Source organism: Bacillus sp. RK1064 (assembly GCF_051488405.1).
Lineage (GTDB): Bacteria > Bacillota > Bacilli > Bacillales > Bacillaceae > Bacillus.
The window spans coordinates 2,620,247-2,639,648 of sequence record NZ_JBPSCZ010000001.1 but is presented as its reverse complement, the minus strand read 5'-3'; the positions used below and the strand labels follow the sequence as shown (position 1 = coordinate 2,639,648).

Here is a 19,402-nt window from a genome sequence, read left to right as displayed (position 1 = left end):
GTAAATGAACGTATCTTTACGTACTCTTTTTAGAGAGCCCAAAATACATACTACATAGTTCGCTCTCGAAAGTCAAGACGGTTTTGTCCTGTTTTGAGGACCGGTTTGTGAGGGTTATTTTTCTTCCTTATTATCGTCTAAATCGTCTTCGTCAATTTCTGTTAAGCCGTCATCATCTTCGTCGTCATCGTCTTCGTCGAAGTCTTCTATATCTTCGTCAATTTCCTCATCATCGTCTAGGTCGAGATCATCGTCGTCTTCAACAAGATCAAGATCTTCTTCAAGCTCTTCGATTTCTTCTTCCTCTTCAATTTCATCGAAGTCTTCTTCAACGACAGCTGCTTTTGTTTTTTTCTTTTTCGCTTTTGTTTTCACAGCTGGCTGAACTTCTTCTTCGATTTGATCAACTGGATACCAGCTGCGAAGTCCCCATCTCTGATCACCTAACGAAATAAAGCGGCCATCTATATTTAAGTCTGTATAAAATTGAGCAAGTCGATCATCAAGATCAGATTTTTGTATCCCTTGTAAACGGACCATTTCATCTATTAACTCGGAAAACGTAATCGGTGTTTTGCTGTCTCTGAAAATTTCATATGCAAGTTCAACTAAAGACATGTGCTTGAGCTGCTCCTGTGAGTATTCTTTCAAACTCAAGGTCAGACACTCCCTTTCTATTACATGTATGTATCCATTTATCAGTGAAATAATAAGTGTTTATCCCTTATTTTTACGACAAACCATACCTCTCATTATAAACAAATTAGAGGAGTTTATGCCACCTTTAATCATGTTAATTTTTGATTTTTTCTCATGGGGCGCACCATCTGCGTGAAATTGGTCTGGCTTTTGTGTACGGTATGCTTTTTGTCTTTTAGTTTGTCCATCTCTATTTTAAAACTGGATTCTCTGAATGAATAAGATAACGATAGCAATCGTACATACCATTCCCGCAGGCATGAGGACAAATAGTTTTCTGCGGCTGTTTTCTTTTTCTTCCTTCTTTTTTGGAGACTTTGAAAGCTCTGTGGAGACCATAATCCATATGATCATCGTGACTAATCCTAAAATACCCATAAATGTTGTGTTCATTATGATAACCTCCATATTGATACTTTTGCACATTTTATCATATTGATAAGGTAGCATGGGACAATATTGGAAATGATTTCACATTTAAGAACTGATTATCGCACCAAAACAGACCACCTCACGTCAGGTGGTCTTTGCTTGGTTTCTACATATCTAGCAGTTTGCGCGAGATGACTAGGCGCTGGATTTCTTGTGTGCCTTCATAAATTTGAGTGATTTTCGCATCTCGCATGTATCGTTCGACTGGGTAATCCTTTGTATAACCGTAGCCGCCGAAGATTTGAACGGCTTCTGTTGTTACTTTCATGGCTGTATCTCCAGCAAAGAGCTTTGACATAGCTGATTCCTTTCCATACGGAAACCCTTTCGTTTCAAGCCATGCTGCCTGATAAGTAAGCAGCCTGGAGGCTTCAATTGCAGTTGCCATATCTGCCAGCTTAAAAGCGATCCCTTGCTGCTGTATGATTGGTTTGCCAAATTGCTTGCGCTCCTTCGCATAATGGACCGCCGCATCAAGAGCGCCTTGTGCAATCCCAACAGCCTGAGCAGCAATACCGTTTCTACCGCCATCGAGCGTCATCATGGCTATTTTGAATCCTTCTCCTTCTTGTCCGAGCCGGTTCCTTTCATGAATCCGGCAATCTTCAAATCGAATTTCAGTCGTTGGCGATGAGCGGATGCCCAGTTTGCTTTCCTTTTTGCCAACCGAGAACCCGGGGGTCTCTTTTTCTACAATAAAGGCGGTTGTATTTCGAGATGCAGCTTCTTGGTCTGTCACGGCAAACACAATATAATAATCCGCAATGCCGCCATTTGTAATAAAGATTTTCGCACCGTTCAGGACGTATTCACTGCCTGCCTTTACTGCCGTTGTCTTCATTCCACCGGCATCTGAACCTGAACCGCTCTCAGTGAGTGCATATGCCCCTACCTTCTGTCCTTCTGCAAGCGGCTTTAAATAGGTCTCCTTTTGTTCATCTGTTCCGAAAGTATAGATGGGCCACGAGGCGAGAGAGGTGTGAGCGGAGAGGGTGACACCTGTAGAGGCGCACACTCTTGAAAGCTCCTCAACTGCGATGACGTATGCTAAATAGTCACTGCCGATCCCGCCTACCTCTTCCGGCCAAGGGATACCCGTTAAACCGAGCTCCGCCATCTGGCGAAAAATAGCTGGATCATACGTTTCTGTCTCGTCCCGCTCTGCTGCTGTTGGCTCTACTTCATTTTTCGCAAAATCTCTCACCATTTTTCGGATCATTTCATGTTCATCACTTAATTGAAACTGCATCATGAGCCACCTCGTTTCATATTAGCTGTTTACAAATGACCAGCCTTTGAATTTCACTTGTTCCTTCGTAGATTTCACAAACTTTCGCATCACGAAAGTAACGTTCTGTTTGATAGCGATTCGTATAACCGTCCATGCCGAGCAATTGGATCGCTTCTGTACTGATCTCAACTGCCGTTTTAGACGCAAATAGCTTTGCCATTGATGCTTCCTTTGTGACCGGACGATTCGCCTCTTTATAAGAAGCCGCTTGATAAACGAGCAGCTTGGCTGCTTCAAGCTTCGCCGCCAAATCACCCAGCCGAATGGTCGTTTCTAGACCTGCTGGGTGCTGCTTTAAATACGTCACTGCTTCAGTTAAAGCGGCTTCTGCAATGCCGAGGCTTTGAGCCGAGATACCGATTCTCCCCGCATTTAAACTAGACATGGCTATGTGAAAGCCCTCTCCTTCTGCACCGAGCAGCTGCTGCTTTGGAATCCGCACACCATCAAAATGAAGCGTGACTGTTTTTGACCCGTGCAGTCCCATCTTTTTCTCATCTTTTCCGATCGTAAATCCTGGTGTATCTTTTTCGACAATGAACGCCGATATATTTTTTTTCGCAGAGGCAGGGTCTGTCACTGCAAAGACAAGATACAGTTCTGCTTCCCCGCCGCTTGTAATAAACATTTTCGTACCATTTAACACATAGTGGTCATCTGCCCGCTCCGCTCTTAACTGAATACTGGAGGCATCTGAGCCAGCCTTGGGTTCAGTCAGGCAAAATGCCCCCAGTTTCTGCCCGGATGCAAGCAGCGGAACATAGGATTTTTTTTGCTCATTCGTTCCAAAAACCAAAATAGGCATCGTCACAACAGATGTATGAACGGACACAATGACACCGATAGTCGCACTCACTTTGGATAATTCATGAATCGCAATGATATATGTTGTAAAATCTGCTCCTAAGCCTTGATACGAAGCTGGTATTGGAATTCCTAGAAAGCCTTGGCGTCCCATTTCAGCTAAAAGTGTTCTTGGGAACTGACCTTGTTCCATGGCTTCCACTTCAGGGAATACACGCTGTCTTGCAAATTCTGCTGCCTGTTCTCTCCAGAGACGCTGTTGATCCGTAAGCAAAACATCCATCTTGACTCCCCCTATGAGTGGTCGTGGTATGTGTAAAAACCTCTCATTGTCTTTTTGCCCAGCCAGCCTGCATTTACGTATTTTTTCAAAAGAGGACAAGGTCGGTATTTGCTATCCCCAAGTCCTTCATGAAGGGTATTCATAATAAATAAACATGTATCTAGTCCGATGAAATCAGCGAGACGAAGCGGCCCCATTGGGTGATTCATTCCAAGCGTCATGACCCCGTCAATGCTCTCTGCATCTGCCACGCCTTCATAAAGGGTGTAAATGGCTTCATTGATCATTGGCATCAATATGCGATTTGATACAAACCCTGGGAAGTCTTCCACTTCAATTGGGGTTTTATTTAATGTCTTTGCTGTTTCATAAACGATTTGATACGTGTCGTCACTTGTTTGCAGCGCTCGAATGACCTCAACCAGTTTCATGACAGGCACCGGATTCATAAAATGCATGCCAATCACTTGCTCCGGTCTCCCCGTAACAGCTGCTAATTCTGTGATTGACAAGGAAGATGTGTTTGTTGCAAATATCGTCTTCGCCTCTGCAAATTGATCAAGTGTTTCAAAGATTTGTTTCTTCACACTCATTTGTTCAGATACAGCTTCAATCACTAAATGAGCCTGCTGCACGTCCTTTAAATCTGTGGAAACGGCAAGCCGCTGCGTAATATCTCGGACTGCCTGATGGGCCAGCTTTCCTTTTTCTGCTCGTTTCGTCAGTTGTTTGGTCATGGAGGAAATGGCTCGATGAATCTGCTTTTCAGATGCATCATGCAGCAGGACTGTGTAGCCTGACTGAGCAAAAACTTGGGCAATGCCTGATCCCATTTGACCTGCTCCAACGACCATGACGGTCTCTTCTGTACTCATGACGATGAACGCCTCCCTTTTAATCTACCTTTATCATGATGGCATCTCCTTGACCGCCTCCACTGCAAATCGCCGCGATGCCAATGCCTCCGCCTCTTTGTTTCAATGCATGAATCAAGGTCAAGATGATACGTGTTCCGCTTGCCCCAATGGGATGACCAAGCGCAACTGCACCACCGTTGATATTCATTTTCCGCCGGTCCAGCCCGGTTATTTTTTCACATGCCAGCGCAACTGCTGAGAAGGCTTCATTGATTTCAAATAGATCGATATCTTCTAGACGCTTGCCTGTTTTCTGTAAAATTTTCTCGATGGCAAAGGCTGGTGTTTTCGGAAAATCCTTTGCCTCTACGGCTACCTGCGTATGCCCAAGCACGACTGCCATTGGCTTTACGTCATGCTGCTCCGCATATGTGTCTTTCATTAAAAGAAGCGTACTTGCTCCATCATTGACACCTGGTGCATTTCCAGCGGTAATGGTACCCGTTTGATCAAAAACAGGCATGAGCTTTGACAGTCGTTCATATGACGTATCACGCCGCGGGGATTCATCTTCTGTGATCAGCCGCTCTCCCGTTTTCGTCTTGACGGTGACTGGGGTGATTTCCTGTTGAAAAAAGCCGTTTTTCTGCGCTTCGATGGCCCGTTCATGACTTCTTAGTGCCCAAAGGTCTTGCTCTTCCCGCGTGATACCAAGCTCCTTTGCAGCCATGCTCCCATACTCACCCATATGAACGCCTGTAAATGAACAGGTTAATCCATCTAAAATCATCGCATCTTGTACCGCACCATCTCCCATTTTGTAGCCCCATCGCGCTTTTTTTAGCAAATAAGGTGCGTGTGACATGGACTCCATACCGCCTGCTACGATGACCTCAGCATCTCCAGCTCGAATGATTTGATCTGCTGTGCTCACACTGCGCATTCCTGATGCACAGACTTTATTGATAGTTTGCGTCGGAACGGACCATGGAAGATCAGCATTTCTTGCTGCTTGCCTTGAAGGAATCTGACCTTGTCCTCCCTGCAAAACACTTCCCATGATGACCTCATCCACAAAATGTGAATCCCGTACTCTTTCCAGCGCAGCTTTGATCGCTATTCCGCCTAGTTCTGCGGCAGTCAACCCACTGAAAGCACCGCCTAGTTTTCCAAATGGTGTTCTTGCTCCAGATACAATGACCGTCTTACTCATGTATGTCCCCTCCCGTTTGTTACCGCTTACATATTATCTAGGCAGCTGATGTACAGCGCCATGTATAAGCCGATGAATATCCTATTCATCGGCCTGTTTTGTTTACGAAACCTGCTTTCCAGCCTCACCAAACACTGATTTTTCAAGAAGTTCTGCGACATCAAATGTGCCTACCTGCTCCTCTACTTCCTTCGCCTTCGTGCCATCTCCCAGCATGGTGAGGCAATAAGGGCATCCTGAGCTGATGATGGACGGCTGCACCTGTAACGCCTGCTCCGTTCGGGCAGTGTTAATCCGGGTACCTGTCTCTTCTTCCATCCACATTAAGCCCCCGCCTGCACCGCAGCACATACCGGTTTCACGATGACGCTTCATTTCTCTCAGCGTCACACCAGGGATGGCTTTTAAAATGTCTCTCGGCGGATCATACACTTCGTTATATCTGCCTAGGTAGCAAGAGTCGTGGAAGGTAATCACTTCGTTCACTTCATGTACAGGCGTTATTTTCCCTTCTTTCACTAGCTCTGCCAGTAATTCTGTATGATGGTACACTTCTGCCTCAAGTCCGAAGTCTGGATACTCATTTTTAAATAAATTGTAGGCGTGCGGATCAATCGTGACGATCTTTGTGACCCCGTTTTTCTGGAATTCTTCAATATTTTTTGCAGCAAGCTCTTGGAATAAAAATTCGTTTCCAAGTCTTCTTGGTGTATCGCCTGAGTTTTTCTCTTTATTGCCTAGGATGGCAAAGGAGACCCCTGCTTCGTTGAGGAGCTTTGCAAAGGCAAGCGCAATTTTTTGGCTTCGATTGTCATATGCCCCCATTGAACCAACCCAGAATAAATAATCGAAGGTTTGATCTGCTTTTTTCAGCTCTTTTACTGTCGGCACATGCACATCTTCTCTCAGTTCACGCCAATTTTCTCTTTCTTTCCGGTTCAATCCCCACGGGTTCCCTTGGCGCTCAATGCTTGTCATGGCACGCTGTGCATCTGCATCCATTTTCCCTTCGGTCAGCACAAGATATCTGCGCATATCAATAATCTTGTCGACGTGTTCATTCATGACAGGGCATTGGTCTTCACAGTTTCGGCACGTCGTACATGCCCAAATTTCTTCTTCTGTAATGACCTCACCAATGAGAGAAGGATGATACATTGAGCTGGCCGCCGATTCCTCTGCACCTGCTCCTCTCGCCTGCAGCGCCAGCTGATTTCCTGTTGTCTGCCTGAAGGCAAGCTGCGGGACCCATGGTGTCTTCGATGTAATGGCGGCCCCTTTATTTGTTAAATGATCTCTTAACCTTAAAATTAAATCCATTGGAGACAGCATCTTCCCTGTTCCTGTTGCCGGGCACATATTTGTGCAGCGCCCGCATTCCACACAGGCGTAAAGGTCGATCAGCTGTGACTGACGGAAGTCTTCAATTTTTCCCACACCGAAGGTCTCTTGTGTCTCATCTTCAAAATCAATTTTTTGCAGCTTGCCTGGCGGGTCTAATCTGCTGGCAAATACATTCACCGGTCCTGCAATGAGGTGAGCGTGCTTTGACTGCGGGACATATACTAAGAATGTCAGCAAAATAAGGAGATGCACCCACCATGCGACATAAAAAACGACCGTTGCTGCAAGAGGTGAAATTCCGCCCAGCAAGAAAGCAATACTGGAGGCGATTGGCTCAGTTGGTGATAGAGAGTGTCCATGCCAAATGATGTTCATCCCGTTCCCCAGTAAGACTGTCAGCATCAAGCCGCCAATAAATAAAAGCACTAGACCTGATTTAAAGCCTCGTTTTAAACGGACAAGCTTCTCCACATACCTTCTATGGAATGCCCAAACAACAGCTACTAAAATGAGAAGTGTGACCACCTCTTGGAAAAAGGTAAAGACACCGTAAAGCGGACCTAAAGGGAGTCCGCTGCCCGGAACGAGTCCCTTCATAATAAAATCAAGGGCTCCGAACTGTACAAGAATAAACCCGTAGAAAAACAGCACATGAATGATGCCGCTCTTCTTGTCCTTTAACAGCTTCTTTTGCCCAAACACATTGACCCAAACACGCTCTAAGCGTCTCTTCATGTCTTGTTGAAATTCTTCTTTTTTACCAAGACGAATATACGCCGCTCGTGTTCGAATGAGATAAATAAACAAATACACAGCGTAAGCGGTCACCGCCGCAAATGCGATCAAGTTCATTATTAAAAGGCTATTCATCTTGCTCCCCCTTTCATTCCCCAAAAACCACTTTGTTCCGTTTCTATGTTGTACCTCTATCATAAATAATGAATGAGCATTCAGTCAATATTTTTTACACGTTTGGGTACACTATTGAAATATGCAAAAAAGGAGGAAGCTTCATGATCGCATTGATCATCCTACTCGTACTCATTGCCATCGGTTTTCTCGTGATGGTAGACCTTTATATGGGAAAGAAATATTTTTCTACCCGCGCTTTTGAACGGTCTTTTGATAAAACAAGCGGTGATGCAGCTTTTTATCATGATGGCGAACCATTTTTTGATCAGCTGCTCGCGGATATTCAACAGGCCTCTTCTTCTATTCATATGATGTTCTTTATTGTAAAGAACGACAAGATTGGCCAAAGGGTCTTACAAGCACTGAAAGCCAAAGCGGAACAAGGGGTTTCAGTCTTTTTGCTGACCGATCGACTAGGGTCCTATCCGTTTGATCAAAAGTCCATTGATATGCTAGAAAAAAGCGGCATCCAATTTTACTTTTTAAATAAGCCTCGTTTCCCTTTTTTGATTTATCGGTTAAACATGAGAAATCATCGTAAAATTACGGTGATTGATGGAAAGATTGGCTATATTGGCGGGTTTAATATTGGCGATGAATATGTTGGAAAAAATGGCCAGTTTGGCATTTGGAAAGATTATCATTTGCGCATGACAGGGCAAGTTGTCGCAGATCTCCAGCATGTGTTTTTGAATGATTTATACCGGTCATCTGGCATTCATCAGCTGCAATATGAGGTTTTTCCTGCTTTGGAACCGGGAACACTACAATGCACAACACGCGCGACTGCTGGTTTTTCTTTAGAAGCTTTGTTTCTCAAAGATATTCAGCAGGCGAGAAAGCAGATCATCATCTGTACGCCTTACTTTATTCCATCTGCCCCTCTTCTGAGTGCACTGCTTGATGCACGAGAGCGAGGTGTCACGGTTGAAATCATCATCCCAATGAAAGCGGATCATCCACTTGTCAAAGAGGCTGGATTTCATTATTTGAAGGACCTCATTGCCTCTGGCTGCCTTGTGTATCGTTTTTATAAAGGATTTTATCATGCGAAAGCCATTCTAATTGACCAGAGACGCTGTATGATTAGCACGGCAAATTTTGATAAACGCAGCTTGTTTCTAAATGAGGAAGTAGACGTGGCCATTGATGATGCCGGCTTTACTGCACACGTAGAGGAAAAAATTCGAGAGCACATGGAAGTGTCTGAGCTTATGACAGAGGAGAAATTGACCCAGCGTCCGCTTTTGTCACGTCCGCTGGAATGGGTTGGCGCCATGTTCTCGTACTTTTTATAAAGGAGATGACCTATGCGTTATCGATTTGGTTATGTATCCAATGCCGTCACCTTGTGGGAAGCTTCTCCTGCCAAGTCGCTGACCTTTGCAAGATACAGTAAGCTCTCAAAGGAAGAGAGAGAAGAGGCTTTATTGCGAATAACGAAAGCCAATCTCGTGAATACATTAAGAACGCTCTATTTCGCCATTGCCCATGATATCCCGCTTTACCGTTTTTCAAGTTCGATCGTCCCGCTCGCGACCCATCCCGATGTGCGCTGGGACTTTGTGACACCTTTTCAAAAGGAGTTTCTTGAAATTGGCGAGTTGGTGAAACGGCATGGGCTACGTGTGAGCTTTCACCCTAATCAATTTACCTTGTTTACTAGCCCAAAGCCTTCAATCACAGAAAATGCCGTGATCGATATGGCGTACCATTATCAAATGCTTGAAGCGATGAAGCTCGAAAAGGAAGGCTATATGAACATTCATGTGGGCGGTGCGTACGGTGATAAAGAATCGGCGCTTCAACGTTTTGATGACAATATCCAAAAGCTTCCGGCGCATATCAAGGCGAGAATGACGCTTGAGAATGATGACAAAACGTATACGTCGTTAGAAACCCTTGGTGTATGTGAAAAGCACGGTATTCCATTTGTTTTTGATTACCATCATCACGTGGCCAATAAAGATGACGATGCCGCGCTTGAAGACATCCTGCCAAGAATGTTCGACACTTGGACGAGCACTGGCATTCCGCCTAAAATCCATTTATCCTCACCTAAATCAGAAAAAGCCATACGCAGTCATGCAGATGGTGTAGATATGTCCTTTGTCTTACCGCTTTTTCATGCATTAAAACCGTATGGGCGTGATGTAGATTTTATGATTGAGGCGAAGTTAAAGGATCAGGCACTGCTCCGACTTGTCGAAGAGCTGTCTGCGATAAGAGGCAATAAGCGAACGGGCGGAGGAACCTTTGAGTGGAAATCATAGAGAAAGGTTTATCCCTGTGCAAACAGGGGTAACAAAGCTATTGTGAGAAAGTAATTAACAGGAGGATATGAAGATGTCTCAAATCTATTCAATCCAAATCGCTGCGAAAGCATTGAATTTACATAAGCTTATTTCTCTTTATCAAAAATGCCACCAGGCTCAACATCGTCTATATGTGTATTCTAAAAAAACAATGTGCAACATCAAGAACATCGTAGAGCTTGAAACCTTCAGGCTCACTCATTTAGAGTCTGACTACTTAATTGTCGTAGAGGGAAAAAAAGCGCAAGATCTCTTGCAGCCATTTGAAAAAGAGCAGGTTTCATAAAAAAGAGCAGCCCTCAGGCCGCTCTTTTGTTATATCCACTCTTTTGTCAACCAAACTTGTTTTGAAGCTGCATCCATTTTCACTTGTGCCCCGATTGGCATCGTAAGCATCGGGTGTGTATGGGCACAGTCAAAATCTGCGATGAGCGGTCTCTTTGTCTCTCCAAGCACCTCAAGTAAAATCTCGTAAGGTTCTTTTCCCGTTCCCTCATCATCAAACAGCTCATGTTTTCCCAAAAGAATACCTGATACCCGCTCAAACACTCCATTTACTTTCAATAAAGAGAAGTTTTTTTCTACAACCGAAGCGGTTTTCATGCAATCTTCAATAAGGAGGACGTCTCCGTTTTGAATGGCTGGCATGAACTCACTTCCCCATATGCCGTACATGGCATTCAGATTCCCGCCGATCAATCTGCCTTCTGCCTGTCCCTCTATGACGCACAGCCAATCGTTTGGACGCTGCTTTTTATCACGCGTCTTTTCTTCCCAATTGATTCGTTCATCCGTCCAAAAAGGTGGTTTTTTGACCTGATAAGGAATGGTTTGAGGCTGCATCAGGATGTCTTCGAACGACTGATATGTATAAGCGGCGAACGGTTCAAACTCTCCAAAAGATGGGACAAGCGCCGGTCCGTAGAATACAGGCAGTCCCGTTTTTTCGTAGGCGGCTAAAAGAATCGCTGTCGCATCTGAATAACCGATCATGATTTTCGGATGTTGATTCAGCAGCTCAAAATCAAGATAAGGCAGCAAACTATTTGAATTTGTCCCGCCAATCATTGACATGACACACGCCAAGTCCTCTCTAGCCATTAGCTCATTCAGCTCATCGGCTCGTTCTTGAATTGTACCTGAACGGTAGTGATCCTCTTTCCCTGTTAATGATCCTGGTACCACAATGAATCCTTTTTGCTCAAGCCACTTCTTCGCCCGCTGATACCTAAGAGGCGAGGTCGCTGATGCAGGACTTGAAGGTGAAAAAATACCGATCTTATCTCCCTTTTGTAATCGCCGAAGCCCCTTCATTCCATCAGATCCTTCCTACACGAGTTTTTTCTATCCTAACAAAAAAAGCCCTTTATCAAAAGGGCTTTCAGATTTTTGACAAAGGGCTATAATGATCTTTATTTTAGTCCTTTATCTTTTTTCAGCGTGATAGAAAACCTTTGCAGTCTAGGAAGGACGAGCACTGGAGCGGAGCGAATTGAACATTCGTGAGCACCAGAGCGCAGGATTGACAACGAATGCGAGGGTTTGTCTACACGCTGAAAGCCCTTTATCAAAAGGGCTTTCTCTTTCTTCTTAATGACCAAACTGCGCTTCGTGCAGTCTGCTGTATACGCCGCCCATTTGGATTAAGTCTTGGTGGCGGCCTTGTTCTTGAATGCCTTCCTCTGTCACGACGATGATACGGTCGGCGTGTTTAATTGTCGCAAGGCGGTGGGCAATGACGAGCGTTGTCCGTCCGACAGCCAGTTCGCTCAGTGCATCCTGTATGGCTTTTTCTGTTTCTGTATCAAGTGCTGATGTGGCTTCATCTAGAATGAGAATGGACGGGTTTTTCAGGAACATCCGCGCAATCGACAGACGCGGCTTTTGACCACCTGACAGTTTGACGCCGCGCTCACCTATCACGGTATTTAACCCTTCTGGGAAACGCTGAACGAGTTCCTCTAAATGCGCACTTCTTACAGCCTCCCAAATCTCTGCATCACTGGCTTCTAGGTTGCCGTACGCAATGTTTTCACGAATGGTGCCCGAGAATAAAAAGACATCCTGCTGCACAATACCGATCTGCTGCCTTAAAGAAGACAATGTCATAGACTTTGTGCTTACACCATCAATCGTGATCTCCCCTTCATCCACATCATAAAAACGAGGCAGCAGACTGCAAATGGTCGATTTCCCCGCTCCTGAAGGCCCGACAAACGCAACCGTTTCTCCTTGTTTGATCTTTAAATCGATATCCTTTAGCACATGGCTGTGTTCATCGTAGCCAAATGTCACGTTTCGATATTCAATTTCACCTTTCAGTCCGTATACATCACGTGCTCCCTCTGTATCCTTCACATCCGGCTCTGTTTCTAGTAAATCGACATAGCTTTTAAAGCCCGCAATGCCTTTTGGATACATTTCAATGACCGTGTTGATTTTATCAATCGGTCTAAATAAAACATTTGTGATCAGAACAAACGCGATAAAGCCACCTGCCGTTAATTGACCTTGCAGGACAAACCATGTACCTGCGAGAAGGACAAACAGTGTCACAAGACGTGTGAGAATGTAACTGATCGATCCATTGACCGACATAATTTTATAAGAAAGAAGCTTCGCTTTCCGAAAACGGTTGTTGTTTTCAGCAAAACGCTTTTTCTCGAAATGTTCATTGGCAAAGGCTTGAACAAGTCGAATGCCCCCGATATTGTTTTCAACCCTTGCATGAAAGTCTCCAATGTCATTATTGAGCTGTGTAATCGCCTTCGTCATCTTCTTATTAAAATGAAGGGCGAGCCAAATGATGACAGGCATGATGAGAAAGGTTAAAATGGCCAGCTGCCAGTTAATCATCAGCATGACTGCAAAGGCACCGAGAATCGTCATAATCGCTATAAACAAATCTTCAGGACCATGATGCGCCACTTCTCCAATGTACATGAGGTCGTTTGTCATCCGTGACATGAGCTTACCTGTTTTGTTGTTGTCAAAGAATTTAAAGGATAGGCGCTGGAAGTGATCAAACAGCTTCTTCCTCATATCTGTTTCAATATTAATGCCAAGCATATGCCCCCAATACGACACAATAAATTGCATAACTGAGCTGAGGGCATAAATGACAAACAGTGCAAGTGCCGTCCAGACAATGACTGTCCAGTTCCCTGTTGGCAACAAAGTATCAATGAAGTAGTTCACGATAAGCGGGAATCCCAGTTCCATCAATCCAACGGCAACAGCGCAAAAGAAATCTAAAAAGAACAGACCTCGATAGGGCCTGTAATAGGCGAAAAAGCGTTTTAGCATATGTAAAAGAACCTCATTTCCTCTATAATTGATAACCATTTTCAATTATAGAGGAATCCTCTTCAAAATACTAGATTAGGAAATGATTTCTTCGACTGGAAAGCCTCATAGCACACCAGAAAACAACCGAGCAAATGATTCCTTTAATCGCTCTTTTAAGCCTCTTTTATAAAAATGAACAGGCCCCATTTGCTCACATTCTTTCATATCTTCTTCATAATGGGCCATCAGCTGCTCAATGGGCTTTTTCGCGGCTGTAAAGACATTGACCTCAAAATTGAGCTGAAAGCTTCTCATATCCACATTTGCGGTACCGACAGAGGCAAGTTCTCCATCTGCGATCATCACTTTTTGATGCATGAAGCCCTTTTGATAGTGATACACTTTGATGCCCTCTTTTAGGAGCTCAGAAAAATAGGATCGTGTGGCGTATTGTGTGAGAAAGCCGTCATTGATCTCCGGAACCATCACCCGGACATCCACTCCTCTTGTCGCAGCAATTTTTAATGCTGTACGAAGGGATTCATTTGGGACAAAATAAGGTGTCGCAATCCAGACAAATTGTTTCGCATTTGAGATGAGTGCATCATATAAATCACTCATACTTTCTTTCATATCGGGTCCAGTCGGTACAACCTGAATGACATCCTCTCCCGTCACAGAGTGCGGCGTATGATACTTCGGATCATCAATTAATACTTCATCTGATACATACTCCCAGTCGAGCATAAAAACAGAGTGAAGGGTTTGAACAGCCTCACCCTTTAACATGGTATGCGTATCACGCCAAAAACCGATATTTTCATCACGTCCGACATATTCTTTTCCGACATTTAACCCGCCGACAAACCCTGTCTTCCCATCAATGATCACGATTTTGCGGTGATTTCGGAAATTGAATTTTTGATTAAAAAAACCATATTTTAAAGGCAGAAAAGGAGCGACCTTTACTCCTTCCTGCTTCAAGCGTTTAATATCTTTTCGGGAGAAGCGAATGCTGCCAGCCGCATCATAGATGAAGCGAACCTCTACCCCTTCTTTCGCTTTTTCTATCAGAATCTCCATCATCCGGTGCCCGAGGAAATCTGATTTGAACATGTAGTATTCTATATGGATGAACGATTTTGCCTTTTTTAATTCTTCAAATATACGGGGAAAAGTCTCCTCCCCATTCTTTAAAATGTCCATATCACTATTTGTGTTCACATGCATGCCTGTTGCTTTTTCTGTGTAATGAAAAAAAGTCCGCTGATTTTCGGTTAGACGCGATTCATCCGGCTTGCTCTCAAGCTCAGATATTCTGCGTAACTTTTCACGGTTGTACATTCTCTTTGATTTGAATAAATGACCTTTCACATAGAGCTGTCCTGAGAACAAATAAAACATATAGCCAATGATCGGGAAAAAGATCAGCACATACATCCATAACAACGTGTGCTGTGATGTACGGTTTTCTAGCATGAGTGAGATGATACTAAATAAAATAATGGCGATATAAACTGCCGCGTACAGCTGAATGCTCCACGCTGGCACAGGCCACCAATATACCACATATGCCCCGAATATCATAAAATATAAAAATAAAAATTCCAGTCTCCTCTTTTTCACATTCTCCGCCCTCATTCGTTTCTGTCTTTTTCTCTTCCATACCCTTTGCACAGCTTGTATGAAACGCACGGCCTATGCCTTTCTCCTAGCTTTTACAGACTTGGACCATTTGATCCGATATAATGGAGAAATATGTGATGGAAAGGAAGATTTGTTTATGCATACACCCTCTCCTTTAAAAAAGGGCGATCATATTCGTGTCATTGCTCCAAGCCGAAGTGCCAGCATTTTATCAGAAGATGGAATCTCTCAATCAAAAAAACGTTTAGAGACCTTAGGTTTCACTGTCTCTTTTGGAAAACACGCGTTTGAATGTGATCTTCATTCCTCGTTATCCATTGAACACCGCTTGTCTGATCTGCATGAGGCGTTCACAGATGATGAAGTCGACGGTATTTTGACAGCCATCGGAGGCTTCAATTGCAATGAACTCTTGCCTTACATTGATTACGAAAAAGCACCCAAATAAACGGTGCTTTTTTCTATGCCACGATCTTTTATAAAATTTTTTCAGAAAAAAGTGATCCAACCCTCCATCCCCTTCGTTAAGTAGATGTAAAAAGAAAAGAGAGGAGGCAAAAACATGTTTTCTGATGTACTTAGTCAATTATTCGATTCTATTTCTAACATTATTAATACGCTTGGGTAATGTTCAACACCTGCTGTCCTTAGAAGATAGCGGGTGTTTTCTTATAAAAAAGCCCCACTCCTATAGTAGAGCGGGGCTTTTTTGTATTACATCTTTTCCGGTGCAGATACGCCAATTAGTTTTAATGCATTAGCAAGCGTGATTTGTGTTGCTTTCATGAGTGAAAGACGTGCTGTTGTTTTTGTTTCGTTTTCTACATCAATAACCTTCTCGGCATTGTAGAAGCTGTGAAGGGCTGATGCAAGGTCATAAATATAGTTCGTCACGCGGTGCGGAATGCGCTTTTCAGCTGCTTCTGCTACAACTTCTGGGAAGCTGCCAATGATTTTGAGAAGATCGTATTCTTTTTCCGATTGAATGTGAGAGAAATCTGCTTTTTCAAGGCTCGGCTTGTAGCCTTTTTCTTCACCTTGACGCAGCATGCTGCAAATTCTCGCATGCGCATATTGTGCGTAGTACACAGGGTTTTCGTTAGACGTAGAAATCGCTAAGTCTAGGTCAAAGTCCATGTGTGTCGCCGCACTTCTCATCGCAAAGAAATAACGAGTGGCATCTAGGCCTACTTCTTCAATCAGGTCACGCATGGTGACAGCTTTTCCTGTACGCTTACTCATTTTCATCTTTTCACCGTTTTTGTAAAGGTGAACGAGTTGAATGATTTCTACTTCGAGCTTGCCAGCTGGATATCCAAGTGCTTGAATCGCCGCTTTCATTCGGGGGATATAGCCGTGATGGTCCGCTCCCCAAATGTTAATGAGCTGGTCAAAGCCTCTGTCTAGTTTGTCTTTATGGTATGCGATGTCTGGAAGCAGGTAAGTGAAGCTGCCGTCTTTTTTAATCAGCACACGGTCCTTGTCATCACCAAAATCAGTTGAACGCAGCCATGTTGCACCGTCTTCTTCAAAGACATAGCCTTTTTCACGAAGTGTTTCCAGCGCTGGTTCGATTTTTCCGTTTTCATATAAAGAGGTTTCTGAATACCATACATCAAATGGAACACGGAAATTCTCAAGGTCTACACGCAATTTCTCTAATTCGTATTTTAATCCGTATTCACGGAAGAACTTCATCCGCTCTTCTTCTGGCTCATGCACGAAACGGTCACCAAATTCATACGCAAGCTTTTGCCCGATGCCTTTGATGTCTTCTCCTCTGTAGCCGTCTTCAGGCATCTCTTTTTCAAGACCGAGTGCCTCAAAGTAACGTACTTCTACAGATAAAGCGAGATTATTGATTTGATTCCCTGCATCGTTGATATAGTATTCACGGCTCACATCGAACCCTGCTTTATCAAGGATGTTGCAAAGGGAATCACCTACAGCTGCTCCGCGGGCATGTCCAAGGTGAAGGTCACCTGTTGGGTTGGCTGAGACGAATTCGACTTGCACCTTTTGACCGCCGCCTGTATTCGTTTCGCCATATGCCTCTTTTGCTTCAAGGACAGCTGGGATGAGCTTTGTTAAATACTGATTGTTCATATAAAAGTTAATGAATCCTGGACCTGCGATATCCACTTTTTCAATAGAAGCTTTCCCTTTATCAAACGCTTTGACAATGTCCTCTGCGATTTGGCGAGGTGCTTTTTTCGCAATGCGGGCAAGCTGCATCGCCATGTTGGTGGAGTAATCACCGTGAGTTTTGTCTTTCGGCACTTCTAAAAGGACATCTGGTACCTGGCTTTCATCAGCAAGTCCTGCTTTGACGACTGCCGCAATGATTTCTTCTTTTAACGCATCTTTGACCTGTTCTGCGATATTCATGAACGTAAATCCTCCTTATACGAAATCGATAATGTATGTAAATGCTTTTGATCTTCCCCTGTCAGCATATCGTACGTAATGTGCAGCAGTCCCTTGTCCACATCTAGATCAATGCCATGTGTGTGTACATCAAGCTGTAGTGTACCGAAGGGCATCGTGTAATGTGTGACGGTCGTTTCTCCGATGAGAAAGCGCTGCTTCATTTGAATGGCACCTGATCTCATGACAAAAATTTCTTTTTCACTCATTTTCACAACGGTTTTTACTTGACCCATTTCATGTTCTTCATGGTAAGTGAGATACGTTTTGTCATCCTTCTCTTGATACGTTCCAGTCGTGCGGAATTCGATCGTTTCAGCCGGCTCCGTCTCTGGTTTCATCACTGACTTGACATGAATTGAAATTTGGTTTTGTGTCATTTTGCACTTCCTTTGCTAAGACCCGTTTAACTAAAATAGTATACCATATTCATGATCGCCTATCATCCCATCATTTCTCTTCTTCACGGCGATTAAACTTTTTCTAACATAAAAAAAGAGCAGATAAACTGCTCTTTAGAAAAATAGGAAGATAAAACTGACTAACACAACAAGTACTGCCTTTAACCCCAAATCTTTTCTTTTAATTAAATAAAAAAGAGCTTGTATTCCCGAACTCGCCAAAAACACTTGAAAAAAATCAAATGGAACGATTTGTCCCTTTTTAAATACCACCTGCATAAATAACGCAATGGCCGTAAGATAGAAAAAACCTCGATCCTGAAACAAACCAACTAACTCCTCCTTTGCTTCCTTTTTAGAAGCAAAAACTGGTGGATCAGTTGCCAACTCTTTTTTCAGTGTAATAAAGCCTGCCGCTAAAACACATAAAGCGAGTAACACCATGAATATAGAAGATAACATTTTATTCCTCCATTTACTTATAATAGAATTTATGTTAAATATTATATACGGAATATACTAATTTAAGAAAGAGGAGTTTTTATGAAAAGAAAATTGTACTCATCAATCCCTATTCTAATCACGTTAGCTCTAATTGGAACGATTATTAACCCTAAAATAACGCATGCAAAGGAAGAAATGAACCCCGCTAGTGATATAGAAAATATTACAGGAATAAACGGGATATTGAAATCAATCAAAAGTAATAATACTTACAAGTATGGAAATACTACAAAAGGATATGAAGTGCCAAAAGATCCTAATTCACCTATTCAACTTGATGTCTCAACTAATATATCTTTGCCTTCCGAAAATATCAAAAAAGGTGTAATTTCTCCAAATGGAACTGTAGTTTATAATAATAATGATAAGGAAAATGTAATTTACGCTGTTCAACCGACAAATGACGGTCTAAAGAGTTTAATACAGATTAATGATCAAAAAGCTCCTAAAGAATATCGATTTAAAATGAATTTGCCTAGGGGTAGTAAATTGGTAACTGCAGCGGAGTATTTGGGTAGTGAATTCGACACAGGAGAAGTTTATGTAGTTAACAAAGAAAATATGATCACTTCTATATTTAGTCCAGCTTGGGCAAAGGATGCCAATACTCAAGATGTCCCTACTTATTATAAAACTGATGGAAATACACTAATACAAGTTGTAGATTTTAATAGCAAAACTGCTTTCCCAATTATTGCTGATCCAGATTGGTCTAAGATCGCTGCGTGTTCAGCAGCAATAGCTTGGTTTATAGGTTCTAACTTGTTTGCTGCAGCTAAAATTATAAAAGTAAAAAAATACGTAAAAGAATTAGGTGGAATAAAAGAGACTGCAAAACTATTAGCTGGTGCTACATCATGGGAGGAAAAGTTGAAAATTGGCGGCGAAGCTTTTAAAGGACTTGCTGCCGAAATTACAGGTGTTGGCGGCCTAGCCGTTTGTATAAATTGGTAGATATTACTTTTGAAAAACCTGTCCAATTAGA

The 19,402-nt window shown here is 43.1% G+C and carries 17 protein-coding genes and 1 pseudogene; 5 read left to right on the top strand and 13 right to left on the bottom strand.

The genetic code is table 11. The features are described 5' to 3' along the window. Positions 1-114: 114 nt before the first annotated feature. From rpoE to ACSSTM_RS13455, 7 genes are all read right to left on the bottom strand, one after another. A complete protein-coding gene (gene rpoE, locus ACSSTM_RS13485) occupies positions 115-657 on the bottom strand; it encodes a DNA-directed RNA polymerase subunit delta (protein ID WP_034660308.1) in 543 nt (180 codons plus the stop codon). Positions 658-894: 237 nt separating this feature from the next. After that, positions 895-1,092 carry a hypothetical protein gene (locus tag ACSSTM_RS13480; protein WP_034660309.1) on the bottom strand — a complete coding sequence of 66 codons (198 nt, stop codon included), beginning with the start codon at positions 1,090-1,092 and terminating at the stop codon, positions 895-897. A 145-nt stretch (positions 1,093-1,237) separates the two neighbouring features. Next, positions 1,238-2,380: an acyl-CoA dehydrogenase gene (locus ACSSTM_RS13475; protein WP_034660310.1), complete on the bottom strand. Its 1,143-nt coding sequence runs from the start codon at positions 2,378-2,380 to the stop codon at positions 1,238-1,240. 16 nt (positions 2,381-2,396) lie between these two features. Further along, the gene (locus ACSSTM_RS13470) at positions 2,397-3,509 is read right to left on the bottom strand and encodes an acyl-CoA dehydrogenase family protein (protein WP_342689274.1); all 1,113 of its coding nucleotides are present in this window, start codon (positions 3,507-3,509) and stop codon (positions 2,397-2,399) included. An 11-nt stretch (positions 3,510-3,520) separates the two neighbouring features. After that, complete coding sequence (locus ACSSTM_RS13465) at positions 3,521-4,384, bottom strand: 3-hydroxybutyryl-CoA dehydrogenase (protein ID WP_034660312.1); 864 nt, start codon at positions 4,382-4,384, stop codon at positions 3,521-3,523. Positions 4,385-4,403: 19 nt separating this feature from the next. Further along, a complete protein-coding gene (locus ACSSTM_RS13460) occupies positions 4,404-5,579 on the bottom strand; it encodes an acetyl-CoA C-acetyltransferase (protein ID WP_034660314.1) in 1,176 nt (391 codons plus the stop codon). A gap of 102 nt (positions 5,580-5,681) precedes the next feature. Beyond that, entirely contained in the window at positions 5,682-7,793 is a 2,112-nt protein-coding gene (locus ACSSTM_RS13455) for a heterodisulfide reductase-related iron-sulfur binding cluster (protein ID WP_034660316.1), read from the bottom strand. 143 nt (positions 7,794-7,936) lie between these two features. Here ACSSTM_RS13455 and cls (ACSSTM_RS13450) point away from each other — a divergent pair, with 143 nt between their 5' ends. The 3 genes from cls (ACSSTM_RS13450) to ACSSTM_RS13440 all read left to right on the top strand — a co-directional run bounded on the left by cls (ACSSTM_RS13450) (position 7,937) and on the right by ACSSTM_RS13440 (position 10,436). Continuing rightward, a complete protein-coding gene (cls, locus tag ACSSTM_RS13450) occupies positions 7,937-9,133 on the top strand; it encodes a cardiolipin synthase (RefSeq protein WP_420734964.1) in 1,197 nt (398 codons plus the stop codon). A 12-nt stretch (positions 9,134-9,145) separates the two neighbouring features. Then, positions 9,146-10,108 carry a UV DNA damage repair endonuclease UvsE gene (gene uvsE, locus ACSSTM_RS13445; RefSeq protein WP_095285674.1) on the top strand — a complete coding sequence of 321 codons (963 nt, stop codon included), beginning with the start codon at positions 9,146-9,148 and terminating at the stop codon, positions 10,106-10,108. 73 nt (positions 10,109-10,181) lie between these two features. Then, on the top strand, positions 10,182-10,436 hold the full coding sequence (locus ACSSTM_RS13440; RefSeq protein WP_095285673.1) for a general stress protein: 255 nt from the start codon (positions 10,182-10,184) through the stop codon (positions 10,434-10,436). 29 nt (positions 10,437-10,465) lie between these two features. On the opposite strand, the gene ACSSTM_RS13435 is transcribed toward ACSSTM_RS13440, so the two are convergent. The 3 genes from ACSSTM_RS13435 to cls (ACSSTM_RS13425) all read right to left on the bottom strand — a co-directional run bounded on the left by ACSSTM_RS13435 (position 10,466) and on the right by cls (ACSSTM_RS13425) (position 15,064). Beyond that, positions 10,466-11,464: a S66 family peptidase gene (locus ACSSTM_RS13435; RefSeq protein WP_420734965.1), complete on the bottom strand. Its 999-nt coding sequence runs from the start codon at positions 11,462-11,464 to the stop codon at positions 10,466-10,468. A 276-nt stretch (positions 11,465-11,740) separates the two neighbouring features. Beyond that, positions 11,741-13,456 carry an ABC transporter ATP-binding protein gene (locus ACSSTM_RS13430; protein ID WP_437404206.1) on the bottom strand — a complete coding sequence of 572 codons (1,716 nt, stop codon included), beginning with the start codon at positions 13,454-13,456 and terminating at the stop codon, positions 11,741-11,743. Between the two features lie 105 nt (positions 13,457-13,561). After that, the gene (gene cls, locus ACSSTM_RS13425; RefSeq protein ID WP_223249923.1) at positions 13,562-15,064 is read right to left on the bottom strand and encodes a cardiolipin synthase; all 1,503 of its coding nucleotides are present in this window, start codon (positions 15,062-15,064) and stop codon (positions 13,562-13,564) included. A 157-nt stretch (positions 15,065-15,221) separates the two neighbouring features. Between cls (ACSSTM_RS13425) and ACSSTM_RS13420 the strand changes: the two are divergent. Continuing rightward, positions 15,222-15,518 (top strand): annotated as a pseudogene (locus tag ACSSTM_RS13420) (LD-carboxypeptidase); the annotation flags it as partial. A gap of 281 nt (positions 15,519-15,799) precedes the next feature. On the opposite strand, the gene argS reads toward ACSSTM_RS13420, so the two are convergent. The 3 genes from argS to ACSSTM_RS13405 form a co-directional block, all read right to left on the bottom strand. Next, the gene (argS, locus tag ACSSTM_RS13415) at positions 15,800-17,473 is read right to left on the bottom strand and encodes an arginine--tRNA ligase (protein ID WP_034660325.1); all 1,674 of its coding nucleotides are present in this window, start codon (positions 17,471-17,473) and stop codon (positions 15,800-15,802) included. Then, positions 17,470-17,892: a DUF1934 domain-containing protein gene (locus tag ACSSTM_RS13410; protein WP_034660326.1), complete on the bottom strand. Its 423-nt coding sequence runs from the start codon at positions 17,890-17,892 to the stop codon at positions 17,470-17,472. The genes argS and ACSSTM_RS13410 overlap by 4 nt, the downstream gene beginning before the upstream one ends. 135 nt (positions 17,893-18,027) lie before the next feature. Beyond that, the gene (locus tag ACSSTM_RS13405) at positions 18,028-18,375 is read right to left on the bottom strand and encodes a hypothetical protein (RefSeq protein WP_048001122.1); all 348 of its coding nucleotides are present in this window, start codon (positions 18,373-18,375) and stop codon (positions 18,028-18,030) included. A gap of 81 nt (positions 18,376-18,456) precedes the next feature. On the opposite strand from ACSSTM_RS13405, the gene ACSSTM_RS13400 reads away from it, so the two are divergent. Continuing rightward, a complete protein-coding gene (locus ACSSTM_RS13400; RefSeq protein ID WP_187704214.1) occupies positions 18,457-19,371 on the top strand; it encodes a hypothetical protein in 915 nt (304 codons plus the stop codon). Positions 19,372-19,402: the final 31 nt, after the last annotated feature.